Consider the following 19063-nt stretch of genomic DNA (forward strand, 5'->3'; position numbering starts at 1 on the left):
TTGGCCGCTTTGAGCGCGGTATCGTGATCGGGAAACGTCTCGGACCAGACATCGCCAAGCCGGTACGCATAACCGCCATCGTGTTCGCCAACGTGATAGGTAATTGCCATTTTCATCTCCATTGTAAGCGTTGGAAAACGTGACCAGGAGACAGATGTTCCTTGCAACCCGAAGATAGCGATGTTCTGGCTAGCCGCCGCACGACTCAAATTATGTCATCAACCATATAAAATATATCTAAAACCTCTATTATTTTTATATAAATATAATTTTTGTTAGCTTTGGAATACGAGTCGACTTAGTTCGTACGCATCCGGCTTCTATATGATCTCTCAATGCAAATTTCGCGCAAAACGCAATACCGCCAGAGATACGCCGGCTGAAAAAGATTTAATGATACGGTCTAGGACATAGAAAAATTGAACCGGACGAATGGGATGTCAGCACAATTTACTCCCTTACTCAGGAGCTTGCCACCGCAATATCCTGCCATGCCTCGTAAGCTGCCATCACCGTCTGCATCTGGGCCGTGTGCCCTGTAATGAAATCATCGCCATAGATGGTTTCGTCCGGATACTCGGTTATCAGCGTCATCGGCACGGTATGTCGATCATCGATCGATGAAAGGCAGGGGAAGCCGTTGATGAGGCGGAAGCCGGTTTCACCAGCGTGGATTTCATAGAGCGCTATCTGTCGGTCATTATAATCCAATAGGCCGGGAATGCTGCCCAGATGGCGGGTGACTTTGTCGAGCAATGTTTCGGCTTGCTCAGCCCATCCGGCATGGTGCCGTACGACCAAGAAGAAGCCTTTTGGTAGTGTCCACATTGCGAAATTGCGCGGCACATAACCGGAGAGCGGGCGGGTCCATTCGTGTGATGGATAGCCGTGGAGGTTTACGTGCAGGGTGGCGCCGCTCAGTTCCTGTGCATCGAAACGGATTGCCTTCTCGTTGAGATGCGCTCCCGAATTCTCGACTGTGCGGTATTCGAGATCGTCGCCTAACGCGGTATAACGGGCGGCATGATGCATGTGTCTTGGGTTGTCGATACGAAGACGCTGATGAATGGCATAACCATCCGGGTTTTCAAGCGGCGAAATGGTGAAATGAGCACCCGTCTTCGCTTGCAATGCGCGAGCCGCACGAAGCGCGCCGACAATGCCCGTCGTTTCATTGGGATGTTGTCCACCGCTGATCATCACAGCAGCGTCGCTTCCCTTAAGATAGCGTGCCGAAACCTGCCTACCTGAACGGGCGTGTGCGATGAACCCCTCGCCACCGACCTCGATCAGCAGTTTTGAAATCTGGTCCGCCGCAAGCGGTGCGGTGGCCATGTCGAGTGCCTGATCAGCACCATCCAGAAATGTCGTACCGAGTGGCCGGGTTTCAATACGAACCGAAATTTCCGCATCACTCTTGATAATTTCAGGGACGATCTGGCCGGGCCTCAAGCCGCGATCACCCAGCGGGCGACCAGACTTCTTCTGGAAGAATTCGAGGAGCGAAAAGTAGAAATCCTCATGCAAGGCTTCACGCAAGCTGACGACCTCATCGCCGACAGCGAGTGACAAATCTTCAGACGGAAAGAGAACACGAATGTTCAACTCTTCGAAATAGGGCTCATCATTTCCCCAATCATGCTTTGCGACTGCATCGATTGCCGTTTCAAACAGACGCTCATAGTCCGTTTCCAGCCGTTCCCCGGCCTCGTCCCCTTCGCCGCGCAACCAACCGGTTAGCGAAACATTCGTTTCTCCGACGACGTCGACATGAACGCGATTGGGCGCCAACACCCTCACCGTCTCGGCTCCCTCAACACGGTTCAGAACCACGTCGTAGAAAAAACCACCGTCGTCACGTGGGATGAAATCGATTCTGGCGTTCCCGACCAGCGCCGCCAGCGGATAAGCTTCCAGCCGGAACCGGTTTGCAGGTGCCGCAGCGTGAACGGGGTAGCTGATTTGAACGCGCTCGAGGCCCGTCAGGTCGATCTCTTCCAGGAAGGCGTGGAGCAGAGGTTTATATGCACTGCGTATGCGTGCCGTAACACCTTTTTCTGCCAAGCGTTGCTCGTAATCACGACGGCTTTTCAAATCATCGAACGTCCATGCTTCGAGAGACTGACCAGGCACTGCCTGCCTTAACAACTCATCGAGAGTGCGCTCAAAAGTCTGGCTGAAAATCTCTGTCATTCTAGTTTACCTTGAAGTTCTTCCAGTCGGGTCAAGACTATCGCGCAGCCAGTCGCCGAGAAGATTGAGGCCAAGCACCGTTAGCAGGATTGCCAGACCGGGGAATACACTGACCCACCATGCGATTTGCAAATAAGTGCGCCCATCTGCCAGCATACCGCCCCAGCTTGGAATTGTCGGGTCCACGCCCATGCCGAGGAATGTCAGGCTGCTTTCCAGCAAGATGTTGTTTGCGACATTCAGCGTCATCAAAACGATGACCGGGCCTATGAGGTTTGGCAGCAGATGCTGGGCTATGATACGCCAGTCTTTGACGCCGATCGCGCGTGCAGACAGGATGAACTCCCGCTCACGCAGTGTTAGAACCGAACCGCGAACGAGTCGCGCATATTGCACCCACTGCGAAACGATCAGCAATATGATGGTGTTGGTCTGGCTACCGCCGACAATGGCAATGAACGTGATAGCCAGAAGAATAAAGGGCATGGCAAGCTGGATATCGGCAAAGCGCATGACGACCATATCCCAAAAGCCGCGGTAGTAGCCTGCAATCAAACCCATCAGCACACCGAAAATGACGGCGCCGATGACGGATGTGAAGCCGACCAGCAGCGAAATCTTGCCACCTGCCACGACGCGCGCCAGAACATCCCGGCCAAGTGGGTCGGTGCCGAAGGGATGCGCGGCACTCGCGAAGGGCTTGGCAAGACGTGCCATCAGATCGATCTTCTCGGCACCGCCGGGGAAAAGCACGTCAGACAGAAGCACGGCAGCGCAGATGACCACGGTCAATGTCGCACCAAGCACGAATTCAAGGCTGTAGAACCGCGAAAGGCGGGAGGTTTTGGTTGCCATGTCGATTACTCCGTGCGGATACGGGGATCGACCAGCCCGTAGGCGATATCGACCAGAAGGTTGATGCCGACGATCATCAGCGACAGCACGGTAATGACGGCTTGCAGCACAGGATAATCGCGCGCGCCGACGGCATCGAATGCCAGAGAGCCCATACCCGGCCAGTTGAACACCCGCTCAATAACGACGATGCCACCCAGCAATCCGCCGAACTGCAATCCGAAATAGGTGATGAGCGGGATCGCACAATTGCGCAGCGCGTGTTTGTAAAGAACCTTGCTTTCGCTTAGCCCCTTGGCGCGGGCGACCATGATGTACTGCGATTGCAGCGTGTCGAGCATAGCCGTGCGAACGAGCCTGACGTTGGTGGCGGTGAGAATGACACCCATCGTGACCGCCGGCATGATGTAACTCGCAAAGCCACCCATGCCACTCGGTGGCAGCCAGCCAAGCGTGATTGAGAACAGCAGCACGAGCATCAACGCAAGCCAGAAATTCGGAAATGACAGGCCGAGAAGCGAAAAAATCCGTATGGCCTGATCGACGCCCTTACCCTTCGAGGTCGCGGCTTTGATGCCGAGCGGGATGGACAGAGCAATCGAAACAATCATGGAAATGAACGCGAGCATCAGCGTTGCCGGTAAGGCATCTCCGATCAAGCGCGAGACAGGCGTACCGCCAATGAAGCTTTTGCCAAGGTCCAGTGTCACAAGGCCTTTCAGGAAGTTCATGTATTGCACGAAGAACGGTTGATCCGTGCCGAGTGCCACACGGATGCGCATCAGATCCTCTTCCGTCATGCTGCCACCACCCTGAAACATCGTGACAGCAGGGTCGCCGGTCAGGCGAATGGCAAATGAGACGAGCAGCGTGATGGCGATGACGACGAATAACGCCTGCAACAATCGCTTGATGAGGAAACCGGCCACGTTCTTTTCCTTGCAATGGGGATGGTGACGCCGCCCCGAAGGAGCGGCGTCAAACAATGATTATTCGACGGTGACGTCGGTCAGTTTCAGGCGGTTATCCGGTGGAGCGACGAAGCCCTTGACCTTCTTGCTGACGCCATAAATCGCGTTGCTATTGTAGAGCGGAAGCTCAAGAGCTTTTTCGGCAGTCGCTTTGCCTATTTCCTTCAGGATGCGCTCACGCTCCGCGCGGTCCGTCAGCGGCCGCTGGGATTCCAGCAGCTTGTCCAGCGCAGCGTCCTTTTCGTAAGGGTTCCACTTTTCACCGGAGTGGTACATGGAATAGGCGGTGTTATCGTAATCGAAGGTCCAGCCACCCCACTTCTGCTGGAACATCGCGCCGGTCTTGCCCTGCGGAATGATATCGTTCAGTAGAACGTTGGTTTCGTAAGGCTTGATGGTGGCGGTGATGCCGACCATTTGCAGATAGCTGGCGATGACCTGTGTGACCTCGTTCATCGTCGCGTCATTGCCACGAATATCGATCTGGATCGTCGCGCCCGCCTTCACGCCAGCTTCCGCCAGAAGCTTCTTTGCGCCTTCCGGATCGTAAGGAAGCGGCTTCAACTCGGGATCGTAACCGAAGGAGAGCGCGCCCTGGAAGCTTGCGATTTCGGACCCCTGCCCCGCAAGGATCGACTTGACGATTGTGGCACGATCAACCGCCATGATGATGGCTTTGCGAACCTTCGGGTCGGCAGTGATGCCATCACGCGTATTGAAACGAAGGGCATCGACGGTCGGGCCGGGAACGCTGACGATTTCCAGATTGGAGTCGCCCTGAATGACCGGCAACATACCAATGGGGATGGTCGGCGGAATCACGAGATCGACGCGGCCAGCCTGAAGCTCGGCAACGGCTGTCGCTGGCTCAGAGATAAAACGGTAATCGAGTTCGGAAAGCTTCGGTGCGCCGCCCCAATAATCCGCATTGGCTTCGAGCTTGATATTCACTTTCGGCGCATAGGACACGAACTTGAATGCACCCGTGCCGACGGGATTGGTGTTGAAGTTGTCTTCGCCCTTTTCCTGGATGTATTTCGGCGGCACGATCATGGCACCGTAGCCAGCAAGCTTGGTCAGAAGAACGGGATCAGGAGCCTTCAGCTTCATGTCCACGGTGTTTTCATCAACGATTTCGACGCTTTCAATGGCCGTATAATTGGAACGTTGCGGACCCTTCGCACCCTGTTCGCCCAGCAGGCGATCGAAGGTGAACTTGACGGCTTCGGCGTTGAATGGCTCGCCATTGTGGAACTTGACGTTCTGGCGAAGCTTGAAGCGGATGCGCTTGCCTTGATCCAGCTCTTCCCAGGATTCAGCAAGGCCCGGTACGAGCTTCAGATCAGGACCGCGATAGGTCAGGCCGTCAAAGATGTTGGTGGCAACAGCAGCCCACTGAACCAGAAACGTATCGATAGGGTCCCAGCTGCCAGGGTCCTGCGGGGTGGAAATGGTCATCTTTCCCGCAGCCAGTACAGGTGTTGCAGAAAAGGCCACGCTCGAAAAAGCAAGCGCTACGAAGGCCGTCAGCCCCTTATTTATTCTATTCATTGATCTGTTCCTCTCAGATAGATGCGATTTTTCGCGGTTTTTTCAGGCCCTTTTTGCAACAAAGTGGCCTGGATTGATTTCCTCGTGAACGAGAATGGCTGGCTCATCGCCAACGCGACGAACCGGATTGGGTATTTCACCCTCGATCATCGCTGTGTGCCTGACGGCAGCAGGATCGGCGACCGGGACTGCGGACAGCAACCGGCGTGTGTAATCATGCGTCGGCGTTTCGAAGACCTGCCGACGACTGCCCAATTCCATGATCTGGCCGAGATAGAGAACGGCCACGCGGTGGCTGATCTTTTCAACCACAGCCATGTCATGGCTGATGAAGAGATAAGCTAGACCGCGCTCGGCCTGCAAATCCATGAACAGGTTTATGATTTGCGCCTGAATGGAGACGTCGAGCGCCGACAGCGCCTCGTCGGCGATGATGAGCTTCGGATCTGACGCCAGTGCACGCGCAATACAGACACGCTGGCGCTGCCCCCCGGAAAACTCATGCGGATAGCGCTCGGCTACAGCGGAACTCAGGCCCACGCGTTCAAGTAGCTCATCGACTCTCCGGCGAACCGCCTTGCCGCCAGAGATCAAGCTGTGGGTGTTGATCGGCTCGGCAATCGAAAAACCGACAGTCTTGCGCGGATCAAGTGAGGCAAAGGGATCTTGGAAGATGTACTGCACGTCCTGTCGCATGCGAAAACGTTCCGCTGCAGACATGGATGAATAGGTGCGCCCGGCGAAGGCGATCTCGCCGCCCATGGATGTCTGAAGCTGCTGGATGGTGCGGCCAATGGTCGACTTACCGGAGCCGGATTCGCCGACCAGCGCGAGAGTCTCACCCGGATGTATATCGAAACTGACGTTCTGGACGGCGCTGAGGCGATGGGTCGCCTTGCCGAACAGGTTCTTCTTCACATCAAAACGAACGAGCAAATCTTTCACCGCCAAAAGCGGCTTTTCATCGTATTTCGCGGTGTCCTGTATTCGCTCTTCCCCGACGATCCTGGGCTTTCCATCTTCCAGCACGGTAAGAGGCGTGCGCTTGGGAAAGTCCTCCCCCGTCATGCTGCCCAGCCGCGGCACGGCCGACAAAAGCATGCGGGTGTAGGGATGCTGCGGGTTGGCAAAGATTTGCCCAACCGGGCCATCCTCGACCTTTTTACCTTTCCACATAACGACGACATCATCGGCCATTTCAGCGACGACACCCATGTCATGGGTGATGAAAACCATGGCCATACCGAGGTCTTTTTGCAGGTCGCGCATGATGTTGAGAATTTGCGCCTGAATGGTGACGTCGAGAGCGGTCGTCGGTTCGTCTGCGATGAGAAGCTTAGGTCGGCAGGCCAGCGCCATGGCAATCATGACGCGTTGGCGCATTCCACCTGACAGTTGATGAGGATAGCGATCAAGAAGTGCTGCCGAATCCGGCAGGCGCACCATATCAAGAAGCCTGCGCGCTTCTGCCGAGGCCGCTGCCTTGCCCATTTTCTCGTGTAGGATCAATACCTCGCAAATCTGATCACCGACGGTGAAAACAGGATTGAGTGAGGTCATCGGCTCCTGAAAAATCATGGCAATGTCTTTGCCACGAATGGAGCGCATGTCTTTTTGCGAGACTTCGAGCAGATTCTTTGCGCCGAACATGATGCGTCCGGTTGGAAATCTTGCCCCCATCATATCCGCCAGGCGCATGGTCGACAGCGATGTGATGGACTTCCCGGACCCGGACTCACCAACAATTGCGACGGTCTTGCCAGCAGCGACTGTAAACGAGAGATCATCGACGACCCGACTAGCGCCAAATTCTACACTCAATCCCTCAACCGAAAGGAGCGGCGTGAGTTTGTCTGCTGCGTTCGTCATCTATGCGTCTCCGGCGTCGCTTGCGCGGTCTCATTCAGAGCTGCCCTCGTCGTTGCGGATGGAAATGCGAGACGAAAATCACGCTCACGCCCATTGTCCCAACGCCAGCGAAACAGGGTCTGACTTGCTAATGTAGACGCTACCAAAGTAGGACAATCATGTCCATACTGTTGAACAATATTCTATCATTGCCTAACAAATATGCATTTGCGTATTCATCCAGCAATGTCAGTCTTCTGACCGGACGAACCGCCCTAACCGCTCTTCCCTTCGATAAGCTCCATTGGCCAGACCTTGCGTTTGGTGGCATCGGGATAATGCGACTGGTATTCTGGCATCACCGACAGCAGAGTTTCTGCAAGACCGATGCCGAGATCGCGAAGTGACAGCGCGAAACAGGTGAGGCGCGGTTGCAGGAACTGCGCCTGCAAACTTTGCCTTCCAACGATGGCGATGTCCTTGCCAGGCGTCAGGCCACTTTCTTCAAGCCCGCGATAAAGCCCGGTGACCAGAGTTTCGTTCACAAGCACGACGGCCGTCGGGCGGGTTTTGCAGGCCATAATATCGCGGGCCACGCCATAACCACCGGTTTCGCTAGGCGTTGCGCGGAAAATGTGCTGGTCCGCGAGGGATAAACCGTGTCGGCCAAGAACCTCCCGCGCCCGCTGTACGAACAGATGACTAAGATTGAGATCGCCGTAGGGCCAGATGAGACCGATATGCTTATGTCCATTTCCAACCAGCCTTTCGATCGCGATTTCCGCCATGCCCTCGAAATCCAGATCGATCCATGGCTGACCGACATCGGTCTGGCTTCGCCCCAATGTGATGAAGGGGATGCCGTGGCGGGCCAGCAGTTCAAATCTCGCATCGTGAAGACGCGTTGCAGAAAGAATAATGGCGTCGGCAAAACCCCGTGCCACCACACGTTGGAGATAAGCGTCCGGGTCCTCGTCAGATGAACACAGCAGTGCCACCAGATCGAGTTTATGACGCGCAAAAACAGTCTGTACGCCATCAAAGACACTCATGAAAAACGTATCGCCCTGACCCGTGATCTCAGGCCCCGTCTGCATCATGAACCCGATGATACCAGTCGAGCCCTTGCGAAGAGAACGGCCTGATTGGTTGGCCACGTAACCAAGCCGGGCTGCGGCCTCCAGCACGCGACGACGCGTTTCCTCATTCACATCCGCTTTTCCATTCAAAGCACGGGAGACCGTACCAATAGAAATATCAAGATGTTCTGCCAGTTGGCGGATGCCCTTCATGAAGTGTCTTTCCACGGTTCCTAAAGCGATTTTACAAACAGTATTGACAAAAATAGGCTCCTGTCCATAGTATCGTAAACGTTTACGGAAAACCGGAAGAGGAGTTTCGGTTGCCGTAGGAGGAGGATTTCAGTGACATACAATGCCGTTTTGTGTGGGTGCGGAGCCATGGCCAAAGGTTGGTTGAGAGCTCTTCAGGCCACACCGGAGATGCGAGATGCAGTCAGGATCGTTGGCTTGGTCGATCTGGACCGGGCGACGGCCGAGGCCATTGCGGCCGAGTTCAATATTCAGAATGCTGTCATAGGGACCGATCTGGAATCCGTTTTGACGGATACGAAGCCCGACATTCTTTTCGACGTGGTCATTCCCCTTGCTCGTCATTCCGTTGTCAAAACCGGTCTGGCGCACGGTTGCCATGTGCTGAGCGAAAAGCCGATGGCAACGTCGATGGACGAAGCGAATGACTTGCGCCGTGCCGCCAAGGATGCAGGCCGTGTTCACGCCATTGTTCAGAATCGACGGTTTATTTCAGGTGTGCGCCGCATGCGCCGTCTGGTCGAAAGCGGTGTCATCGGCACGGTGACCGGCATTCATTGTGATTTTTTCCTCGCCCCCCATTTCGGTGGTTTTCGGGAGAAAATGGATAATGTCCTGCTTCTCGACATGGCCATCCATACCTTCGATGCCGCACGTTTCGTATCGGGCAAATCGCCACTATCGGTCTATTGTCTGGAAACCAATCCGGCGGGATCGTGGTATGCCCATGGCGCGGCGGCCAATGCTATTTTCAAGTTTTCAGATGATGTTGTCTTTACCTATCGCGGTTCCTGGTGCGCCGAGGGTGAGCGCACGAGTTGGGAAAGCACGTGGCGTATCGTTGGCTCGAAGGGCATGCTGACCTGGGACGGCGAGGAAACCTTTAGGGCAGCCGTAGCAGGAACCGAACCCGGTCTGCTGCACGGCGTTACCCACATCGAGGTGCCGCCCCCTGACAACGATGAGGAAACCCATGGCCACGCCAGCGTGATCGCCAACTTCCTCGATGCCATCCGCACCGGACACGAACCAGAGACAGTCAGCCACGACAATATCAAAAGCCTGGCGATGGTGCTTGGCGCTATCGAAAGCGCAAAGTCAGGCCAATCCGTCGATATCACAGCATAAGGACCGAAACAGTGAGCAACCTACAGGGACAATCCATTCGCATCGGTACCATGGTCAGCGCCACCAAGGGTCAGGCAGCCGAGCGCATCGCGCAGATTGCAGACATGGGATTTGAAAGTTTCGAGCCGTTTTTCTGGCAGACAACCAATGGCCAGGACATCGCCGATCTCGGAAAGCGCTGCCTTGAGGCCATCGGAGACCGCGACATCACGATCTCGACCATCGGCATGTTCGGCAATCCGCTGGAAGAGACCGATATGGACCTTCAGACCTTGCAGGGCTGGAGGGATTGCATCGACAATGCCCATCACTTCGGTGCTACCTGCGTTGCCGGCTTCACCGGTCGCATCCGTAACAAACCCCTCACCGATAGCCTGCCACGCTACAAGCAAATATGGAGCGAGCTTGCCAAGCGCGCGGCCGACAAAGGTGTGAAGATCGCTTTCGAGAACTGTGCCATGGACGGCAACTGGGCGGCTGGCGACTGGAACATCGCACACAACCCTGATGCCTGGGAGCTCATGTTCAACGAGACGCCCGATGACAATATCGGACTTGAATGGGAGCCGTGCCATCAGATGGTCTATCTAATCGACCCGCTGCCGCAGATCCGCAAATGGGCTTCGAAAATCTTCCACGTTCACGGCAAGGATGCGACCATTCGCTGGGACGTCATTCGCGAACACGGCATTTTCGGTAAACATCCGTTTGTGCTCATGCGCACACCTGGCTTTGGTGACAGCAACTGGACAGACATCATCTCAGAGCTGCGGCTGGCTGGCTGGTCCGGCTCCATCGATATCGAAGGCTGGCATGACCCGGTCTATCGCGACGCGCTGGAAATGACGGGGCAGGTTCACGGGCTCAACCATCTGAAACAGGCCCGCGGCGGCAGCTTCGTCGTCGATCCGGTGTAAGTGGAGAAACGCAGGCGCGGCAGGAGGAGGCCGCGACGCGCTATTTGAGAATTCTGGATAACCACAAAGGAGGAGACTATGGGTATCCGCACATACACGATTGCTGTGGCAACGGCTCTCGCAACAAGCGCATCGCTCTTTGCGCTCGGCGCACAGGCAGAAGACGTAAAGCTGACGCTGTGGTCGCTTGACCGCGATATTCAGCCCGCACCAAATCTCATCAAGGAATTCAACGCCCAGAGGAACGGCATCCAGATCGAGTATCGCCAGATACAGTTCGATGATGTGGTGAGCGAAGCCATGCGTGCCTATTCGACCGGCAATGCGCCCGATATCATCACCATCGACAATCCCAATCATGCCATGTTCGCATCGCGAAAAGCGTTTCTCGACCTGACAGACATGATTGCGAAATCAACCACGATCAAACCCGAAAATTACTTCCCCGGCCCCCTCGCCTCCGCCACCTGGGACGGGAAATATTACGGTGTGCCGAAAGCCACGAATACGATTGCGCTTTATTACAACAAGGATCTGTTCAAAGCCGCAGGGCTTGACCCGGAAAAGCCACCGCAGACCTGGGATGAATTGCTGGAAACCGCAAAGAAACTGACCGACCCGTCCAAGAATGTTTACGGTATTACATTCTCGGCCAAAGCCAATGAGGAAGGTACATTCCAGTTCCTGCCATGGGCACAGATGGGTGGCGCCACCTACAAGTCCATCAACAGTGAAGGTGCCGTCCGGGCCCTGACGATCTGGAAGCAAATGCTGGATGGCAAAATGACATCTCCCGACACGTTGACGCGCAGCCAGTGGGACGCAACCGCAACCTTCAATGCGGGTAATGCCGCTATGGCCATCTCCGGCCCATGGGAAATCGACCGCATGTTGACGGATGCCAAGTTCGACTGGGGAACCGCGTTGTTGCCGGTACCGCAGCAAGGGGCTGAGCGTTCTTCTGCCATGGGCGATTACAACTGGGCGATCTTCTCCAGCACTAAACACCCTGAAGAGGCGTTCAAAGCGCTCGAGTTCTTCGCTTCCAAGGATGTTACCATGTACAAGGATTTCGGCCAGATTCCGGCCCGGTCCGATCTGCCGATCCCGCCAACGGGCAACGCGCTCAAGGATGCCGCACTGAAAACCTTCGTGGAACAGCTGAAATATGCCAAGCCGCGTGGTCCATCGCCGGAATGGCCGAAGATTTCCAAGGCTATTCAGGACGCTATTCAGGCAGCGTTGACTGGCCAGATGGAACCGAAGGCTGCGCTTGACCAGGCTGCCGAAAAGATCAAGCTGATCGACGGCTAAGGGCAACCTCGTCTGCTTCAAGAAACCGATGGCATGCACGCCATCTACCTTTCCTCCTGGAGAGAACTGCTTGACACTTCGGTGTCGGGCAGTTCTCCACCGGCGCACATGAGGCTTCCATGAAAAGGATATTTTCCAGCATAACGGATGGACGCGGCTTCGACATCGGTCTGGTCGGTGTACCCTTCGCCTTCCTGTTTATCCTGGCGGGCTTGCCCTTGCTCTATAATATCCTGATGAGCTTTCAGGAAGTGGACATGTTCAGCCTGGGAAGCATCATCAGGCCATTCGTCGGCTTCAAGAATTACATCGATCTTTTCAAGCAGCCTGAAACTCTACCAATTCTCTACAACACCGTCATTTTCGTTGTCGGCTCCATCGCCGGTCAATTTCTCGTCGGCTTCGGCCTTGCCCTGTTTTTCTGGGTGAACTTTCCCGGCTCATCATGGCTGCGCGGTCTGTTTCTTGTGTCCTGGGTCATGCCCGGTCTGGTGGTCGGGGCGATCTGGAACTGGATTCTTTCAGGCGACTTCGGCGTGCTCAATTTCTTCCTGCGCGAGAGCGGCCTGATCGACAGCAACATCTTCTGGCGCTCCGATCCTCACTTCTCCCTCTGGGCTGTTATTCTTGCCAATATCTGGCTCGGAACGTCGTTCAACATGATCCTGCTATCCGTCGGACTATCGTCAATTCCCGACGATCTCTACGAGGCTGCCGAACTCGATGGTGCCAACGCCTGGCAGCGGTTCTGGACCATCACGCTGCCGATGATGCGTTCTACAATCGGAGCCATCATTTCGCTGGGACTGATCTTCACTTTGCAACAATTCGATCTGTTCGCCGCCATTACCGATGGAGGACCGAACAATTCGTCAAATGTCGCCCAATATTGGGCTTGGGACCTTTCCTTCCGGCAATACGACTTTGGCAAGGGAGCGACGATCTCGGTCATCATGACTGTCTTCGTGATGTTTGCCGCTATCGTCTATGTGCGCTCGACACGTCATGAGGTGCGCGGATGAGTGACACTGGCCGAAACCGCATGATGCTCTTGATCGCCATCATCATGGCAGCGATCTATCTGTTCCCGCTTTACTGGATGTATATCACGGCGCTGAAAACCGGCTCCGAGATGTTCGCCAGCCCACCAAGCTTCTGGCCATCTACCGCGCAATGGAACACCTTTGTCTATGTCTGGGAAAGCCGGAACATGGGCCGCTATCTCTGGAACTCGACACTGATTGCCTTCGGCTCGGTGGCGCTGATCGCCGTTCTCGGCACCGGCTGCGCCTATGTGTTGGCGCGTTATCGCAACGGCTGGGTGGATATCGGGCTGTTCCTCATCCTGATGCTACAGGTTTTGCCCGCGTCCTTGATGATCACGCCGATCTTTGTCGGCTTCTCGCAGGTCGGCTTGCTGGACTATCCGCGCTTTGCGGTCATTCTGGCCATTGCGGCAAAGAGCATGCCTTTCTTCGTCGTGCTTGTAAGGGCAACCTTCATGGCGGTGCCGATGGAGCTTGAAGAGGCCGCGCTGGTCGACGGCAATTCCCGCATCGGCGCTTTCTTCAACATCGTGCTGCCGCTTGCCCGCAACGGCATTCTCGTCAGCGCCATCCTCATCTTCATGCAGGCATTCGGGGAGTTCGTCTATTCCAAGTCGATGATCCAGAACGTCGAGTTCCAGCCCGCAAGCGTCGGCCTCAACTCGTTCATGGGTCCAAACACCAGCGAATGGAACAACATCATGGCCTATGCCACCATGTATGTGACCCCGATCCTGGCCATTTTCGTCCTATTGCAGCGCCGCATCGTTTCCGGCCTCACATCGGGAGCTCTCAAATGACCAATCAAATCGAATTGTCCGGCGTCAACAAATATTACGGCGCTTATCATGCGTTGAAGGACATTGACCTCACCATCCGCAAAGGCGCTTTCGTCGCTCTCGTCGGGCCATCAGGATGCGGCAAGTCCACGCTGCTGCGCTCACTTGCAGGGCTTGAATCAATCTCGGCGGGTGATCTTGTGATCGCTGGCGAGCGCATGAACAATGTGCCGCCACGCAAGCGCGATCTGGCGATGGTGTTTCAGTCCTATGCGCTCTATCCGCATATGACGGTCGAGGAAAACCTCACCTACAGCCTGCGTATCCGAGGGACGAAAAAGGCAGAAGCCAGAAAAGCAGCCGAGGATGTGGCGGCTATCACAGGCCTTTCAGACCTGCTGCATCGTTATCCGCGGGAACTCTCCGGTGGACAGCGACAACGTGTTGCGATGAGCCGGGCGATTATTCGCAACCCCAAGGCCTTCCTGTTCGATGAGCCCTTATCCAACCTCGATGCCGCGTTGCGCGTTCACATGCGCAAAGAGATCAGAGCGCTGCATGACCGGCTTGGTGCTACATCGGTCTACGTTACGCATGACCAGATCGAGGCGATGACGATGGCCGATCATGTGGTGGTGATGCGTCAGGGCGTTATCGAACAGCAGGGGCAGCCGCTTGAGCTTTACGACCGGCCGGTAAACCGGTTCGTTGCGGGATTTATCGGCTCACCGGCGATGAATTTCATTCCGGCGCTGGCAGGACCGGATGGAAAAAGTCTGATTCTCGACCTCGGTGCGCCGCAGACAATCCGCCTGGACCGCGCACTGCCCGTCAATCGCGAACTCGTGGTCGGCTTGCGGCCCGAGCATCTGAGTATCGCGGAGAATGGTGAAGGCGCAATCAAGGTGCCCGTCGGACTTGTCGAATCCACGGGGTCAACGACCTATGTGACGACTGCAACGACACCCGAACTGGTGGTGGTCGTCAATGGCCGTGTTCTCATCGGAAATGGGCAAACTGTCGGGCTGGATTTCGAACAGGAGCATCTTCATCTGTTCGATGCGAGCACGAATATGCGGATCGAGTAAAGCGGACATACGGCATGTGCGGAGACTAAATCTCCGCCACGAGATGACCCGGAGAAACCTCGCGGAATTTCGGCGGTGCGGCCTCGTAATCGACCGGTCGTATCGGGCTTTTCAATTCCTCGGTGACCGAACCACTCTTGGACCTGCGCCTGTCGGGGTCCGGAACCGGTACGGCCGACATCAGGCGTTTGGTATAGGCATGCTGCGGGTTGCCGAATACGGCCACACGCGGTCCGATCTCAACGATTTCCCCCAGGTACATCACGGCCACCCGGTGGCTGACGCGCTCGACCACGGCCATATCGTGGGAGATGAAGAGAAAGGCTAGATCGAGACTTTGCTGCAAATCCAGCATGAGGTTGATGACCTGCGCCTTGATCGACACGTCAAGCGCCGACACACTCTCATCCGCCACGATGACCTTTGGCTGAAGCGCCAAAGCGCGGGCGATACAGATACGCTGGCGCTGACCGCCAGAGAATTCATGCGGATAGCGCTTGGCCATATCGGGTGTCAGCCCGACCTTTACGAGCATATCGGCGACCACCTCTTTCGCCTTTTTCTTGTCGCCCATCCTATGCTCAAGGAATGGTTCAGCAATGGCAGCACCCACCGTCATGCGTGGGTTGAGCGAAGCGAAAGGGTCCTGGAAGATCATCTGTACGGATTTGCGCATTTCGCGCATCTCGTTTTTATCCATCGTCAGCACTTCGCGGCCTTCGACCATGACAGAGCCGCTTCCCGGCTCGATCAACCGCATGATTGCGCGCCCGGTGGTCGATTTACCGCAACCGGACTCGCCCACCAATGAAAGGGTTTCGCCCGCGTGCAGATCAAACGAGACGTTTTCCACCGCATGAACACGCCCGGTTACCGACCCGAACAGGCCTGAATGGATATCGAAATGCTTGGTGAGGTTCTTCACCTGCAACAGTGGCTGGCCTTTCGCCACGGTGTCACCGACTTCAACAGGGACATCCGACTCACCGGTGGTGACGTCAACGACTGGAAAGCGGCGCGGTCTTTGATAATCCTGCATCGATCCGAGAACCGGAACGGCAGATAGCAGCGCCCGCGTGTAGGGATGCTGGCCGCGATGAAAGATGTCGGTGGTTGCGCCCGTTTCCACCTGTTCTCCCTGATACATGACAACGGTGCGATCTGCGATTTCTGCGACGACGCCCATATCGTGGGTGATGAAGAGGACGGAGGTGCCCTCCTCTTCCTGCAAGGTTTTTATGAGATCGAGAATCTGGCCCTGGATCGTTACGTCGAGAGCGGTTGTCGGCTCGTCGGCGATCAGCAGCTTCGGTTTGGTGGCCAGCGCCATGGCAATCATCACACGCTGGCGCATGCCGCCGGAAAACCGGTGCGGATACTCATCGAAGCGGGACGCGGCTGAGGGAATACGCACCTTTTCGAGAATACGGATGGTCTCCGCTTTCGCCTCGCCTTTGCTCATCGGGGCATGACACAAAAGCGCTTCGGAAATCTGGTCGCCAATCGTAAAAAGCGGATTGAGGCTCGTCATCGGCTCCTGAAAGATCATCGCCACATCATTGCCGCGCACCTTGCGCATCTCGTGTTCCGGCAGCGCCAACAGATTGCGACCACCCAACATTACCTTGCCTTCGATGCGACTGGTATCGGGCTGTAGCAGACGCATGATCGAAAGCGACGTGACTGACTTGCCCGAGCCGCTTTCGCCGACTATTGCCACCGTCTCACCGGGGGCAACCGTAAAAGAGATATCGCGAACGACAGGCTTCCAACTGCCATCGACCATGAAAGACGTCCGCAGCTTTTCGACCGATAAGACCGGATCCGTGGCTCGCGGCGCGATTGGCATGGTCTGAGCAAGATTGGTCATGATCGTTCCCTTATTATCCGTCTTCAGTCGCGTCAGGCGCTCAATCGGGCCAGCGCAATGCACCATCGAAGCGGTGTCGAGATAAATCTTCGATTGGCGTGGCGATGATCTCGTTGGAAGCGCGAGCCTTGTCGAGTTCTTCCGCCAGTCGCGATGCCACAACCGTTTCCTGTCCGGGATGCAGGTTGCAGGGGTCGAGATAGAAGTAGTGATGCTCGACCTCATGATCGCGCACGATGATCGGCTGCGGGCCTTGGCGAAGGGCAGCGGCCAAATCCCAGGCAGTGATGTGCGCTTCCTCCGGCGAGATGATCACGCGCATGCGGTCAAGCGGGTTGTTCGTCGGGTCGGGCTCGATCAACGCGGTTACGCCGGGGCGGTTTTCAAGCGTCTGCTTCCACAGGTTCAGATAGCCGGCCTCCCGTTCGCGGATGCCTGCGTGGTCACGCTTTTCCCACGCTTCCAATGCCGCCATGACACCATAGATACTTTCCTTGCCAACCTTCATGCCGCGGCCGATGCCCATATTTTGCAGGAAAGCATTGCGGACCAGCTCCTTTTTGCCCGCGACTATTCCCGAGGTCGGACCACCGAGGAACTTGTGACCGGAGTAGAGGACGATGTCGGCACCCTGCGCCAGAAACAGCTTCAAATCATATTCGGAGGCCGCATCGACAATCACCGGAACGCCCTTTGCATGGGCGATCTCGACGAATTCCTTGAGATTGAGGAGCCCATAATCGACGACATGATGCGACACCACATAGACGGCCGCCGCTGTACTGTCAGTTATGGCATTTTCCATGTGGTAGCGGTGTGTCGAGGTCGCCTGACCCACCATCACCACTTTGCCACCGGCCAGCCGAATGGACTGATCCACCGGCGCGCCATAACTAACCATATGGCCCATCTGCACCAACACCTCGTTCTTGTCAGTCGAGGTTTCCGGCAATTTTTCGATGGCCAACAGGTCCGGCCCGGTGATGGTTGCCGCCACAGCAAGACTGATACCAGACGAGCAGGAGGCAGTGACAAACCCGGCCTCTCCCCCCGTCAATCGCGAAATGATGGCGCTTGCCTTTCGCTGCAAATCGTTGATCTCAACGAACTGAGGTAGAATCGCCGCCATCGCGGCAATCGCTTCCGGCACCACGATGGAAGCCCCAAGACTGGTCATCGTGCCGGATACGTTGATCACGGGGCGCAGGCCGAGCTTCGTGCGGATATCGTCGGACATTGTCATTCTCCAGTCTGCAAGCCGGTTCGCCCGGCTTTGATTTCGGTTGCCCTGCACGGGACTATACCATAGTAATGCAATAGGTTCTTTAAAGCGCAGGAGCATGGTTTTGGATTTGAAGACATCATCGGAAGCTCTTTCCGAAGAGATCGCTGAAGCCGATGGCAAAGTCCGTCGCTCGCGGGTCAGCGGCATGGACCGCGCCTTGCAGGTGATTGATTATTTGTACGAAACCGGCGCGCCCGCCGGGGCCTATGCTATTGCCAAGGCCGTCAAGGCTCCGCTTTCCACCGTCTATGTGATCATCGATGATCTGGTCGAAAAGAACATGTTGGCCCGCAACGCCGATGGTTTGATCTGGCTTGGCGCGCGGCTCTACCATTACGGCCTGGCCTATGCCCGGTCGCTGGATTTCATGAGTGTTGCGACCCATGAAATGCATGATCTTTGCCGCGAGGCGGGTGAAACTGTTCAGGTCTGCGGCCGCGATGCCGAGCATATGCTTGTTCTGGCCATGGCCGATGGCCCCAGCCATTTTCAGGTCGCATCCCGCGTGGGAACCCGCGTTCCGCTGAACTGGACGGCGTCCGGTCGTCTTCTTGTCGGCCATATGCCGGAAGAAGAGCGTATCGAACTGTTCAAGCGTGGCGCGCGTATTTCGCCAACCGGCCGCGCCACTGTAGATGCGACGACCTTGTCCGATGCAGCGGCAAAGGCCTTTGAGGAGCGGCTGTCGATTCAGGCCGGTGAATCCGATTACTCGGTCGCCTGTATCGCGTCGCCGATTGTCGACAACGGAGGAGATTGCGTTGCGACGATTTCCATCGTGCTTCCAGAACAGAAGGTGCTGGCCGACAAGTCCGGTTATGCCGACCGCGTCAAGGCGTCGGCCGCAAGGATCGAAAAGCTGATGGGCTGGCGCAACCACTGATCGT

The 19063-nt window shown here is 56.0% G+C and carries 15 protein-coding genes; 7 read left to right on the plus strand and 8 right to left on the minus strand.

Annotation, left to right across the window (positions count from 1 at the left end; translation table 11 throughout):
• Positions 1-462: 462 nt before the first annotated feature.
• From ATO67_RS07830 to ATO67_RS07855, 6 genes are all read right to left on the minus strand, one after another.
• Positions 463-2193: a M14 family metallopeptidase gene (locus ATO67_RS07830; RefSeq protein ID WP_067646483.1), complete on the minus strand. Its 1731-nt coding sequence runs from the start codon at positions 2191-2193 to the stop codon at positions 463-465.
• A gap of 6 nt (positions 2194-2199) precedes the next feature.
• Entirely contained in the window at positions 2200-3048 is an 849-nt protein-coding gene (locus tag ATO67_RS07835; protein WP_067646487.1) for an ABC transporter permease, read from the minus strand.
• Positions 3049-3053: 5 nt separating this feature from the next.
• Positions 3054-3977, minus strand: a complete 924-nt coding sequence (locus tag ATO67_RS07840) for an ABC transporter permease (protein WP_067646490.1) — start codon at positions 3975-3977, stop codon at positions 3054-3056.
• Between the two features lie 60 nt (positions 3978-4037).
• Entirely contained in the window at positions 4038-5570 is a 1533-nt protein-coding gene (locus ATO67_RS07845) for an ABC transporter substrate-binding protein (protein ID WP_067646494.1), read from the minus strand.
• Positions 5571-5612: 42 nt separating this feature from the next.
• On the minus strand, positions 5613-7439 hold the full coding sequence (locus ATO67_RS07850; protein ID WP_067646497.1) for an ABC transporter ATP-binding protein: 1827 nt from the start codon (positions 7437-7439) through the stop codon (positions 5613-5615).
• 254 nt (positions 7440-7693) lie between these two features.
• A complete protein-coding gene (locus ATO67_RS07855) occupies positions 7694-8710 on the minus strand; it encodes a LacI family DNA-binding transcriptional regulator (protein WP_067646500.1) in 1017 nt (338 codons plus the stop codon).
• 132 nt (positions 8711-8842) lie between these two features.
• On the opposite strand from ATO67_RS07855, the gene ATO67_RS07860 reads away from it, so the two are divergent.
• The 6 genes from ATO67_RS07860 to ATO67_RS07885 all read left to right on the plus strand — a co-directional run bounded on the left by ATO67_RS07860 (position 8843) and on the right by ATO67_RS07885 (position 15021).
• Complete coding sequence (locus tag ATO67_RS07860; RefSeq protein ID WP_067646503.1) at positions 8843-9877, plus strand: Gfo/Idh/MocA family protein; 1035 nt, start codon at positions 8843-8845, stop codon at positions 9875-9877.
• 50 nt (positions 9878-9927) lie between these two features.
• Positions 9928-10794 carry a sugar phosphate isomerase/epimerase family protein gene (locus ATO67_RS07865; RefSeq protein WP_425352193.1) on the plus strand — a complete coding sequence of 289 codons (867 nt, stop codon included), beginning with the start codon at positions 9928-9930 and terminating at the stop codon, positions 10792-10794.
• A 78-nt stretch (positions 10795-10872) separates the two neighbouring features.
• Positions 10873-12108: an ABC transporter substrate-binding protein gene (locus tag ATO67_RS07870; protein ID WP_067646513.1), complete on the plus strand. Its 1236-nt coding sequence runs from the start codon at positions 10873-10875 to the stop codon at positions 12106-12108.
• Positions 12109-12227: 119 nt separating this feature from the next.
• On the plus strand, positions 12228-13130 hold the full coding sequence (locus ATO67_RS07875) for a carbohydrate ABC transporter permease (protein ID WP_067646515.1): 903 nt from the start codon (positions 12228-12230) through the stop codon (positions 13128-13130).
• Entirely contained in the window at positions 13127-13954 is an 828-nt protein-coding gene (locus tag ATO67_RS07880) for a carbohydrate ABC transporter permease (RefSeq protein ID WP_067646518.1), read from the plus strand. The genes ATO67_RS07875 and ATO67_RS07880 overlap by 4 nt, the downstream gene beginning before the upstream one ends.
• Positions 13951-15021 (plus strand): ABC transporter ATP-binding protein, encoded by a 1071-nt coding sequence (locus ATO67_RS07885; protein WP_067646521.1) that lies wholly within the window; start codon positions 13951-13953, stop codon positions 15019-15021. Before ATO67_RS07880 ends, ATO67_RS07885 begins: the two co-directional genes overlap by 4 nt.
• Before the next feature lie 25 nt (positions 15022-15046).
• Here the strand turns inward: ATO67_RS07885 and ATO67_RS07890 are convergent, their stop codons facing one another.
• Both ATO67_RS07890 and ATO67_RS07895 read right to left on the minus strand, forming a co-directional pair.
• A complete protein-coding gene (locus ATO67_RS07890; protein WP_082760211.1) occupies positions 15047-16891 on the minus strand; it encodes an ABC transporter ATP-binding protein in 1845 nt (614 codons plus the stop codon).
• Between the two features lie 40 nt (positions 16892-16931).
• The gene (locus tag ATO67_RS07895; RefSeq protein WP_067646524.1) at positions 16932-18128 is read right to left on the minus strand and encodes an aminotransferase class V-fold PLP-dependent enzyme; all 1197 of its coding nucleotides are present in this window, start codon (positions 18126-18128) and stop codon (positions 16932-16934) included.
• A 103-nt stretch (positions 18129-18231) separates the two neighbouring features.
• On the opposite strand from ATO67_RS07895, the gene ATO67_RS07900 reads away from it, so the two are divergent.
• A complete protein-coding gene (locus ATO67_RS07900) occupies positions 18232-19059 on the plus strand; it encodes an IclR family transcriptional regulator (protein ID WP_067646527.1) in 828 nt (275 codons plus the stop codon).
• Positions 19060-19063: the final 4 nt, after the last annotated feature.

Origin of the sequence: Agrobacterium bohemicum, assembly GCF_001562555.1 — a bacterium.
GTDB classification, from domain to species: Bacteria; Pseudomonadota; Alphaproteobacteria; order Rhizobiales; family Rhizobiaceae; genus Agrobacterium; species Agrobacterium bohemicum.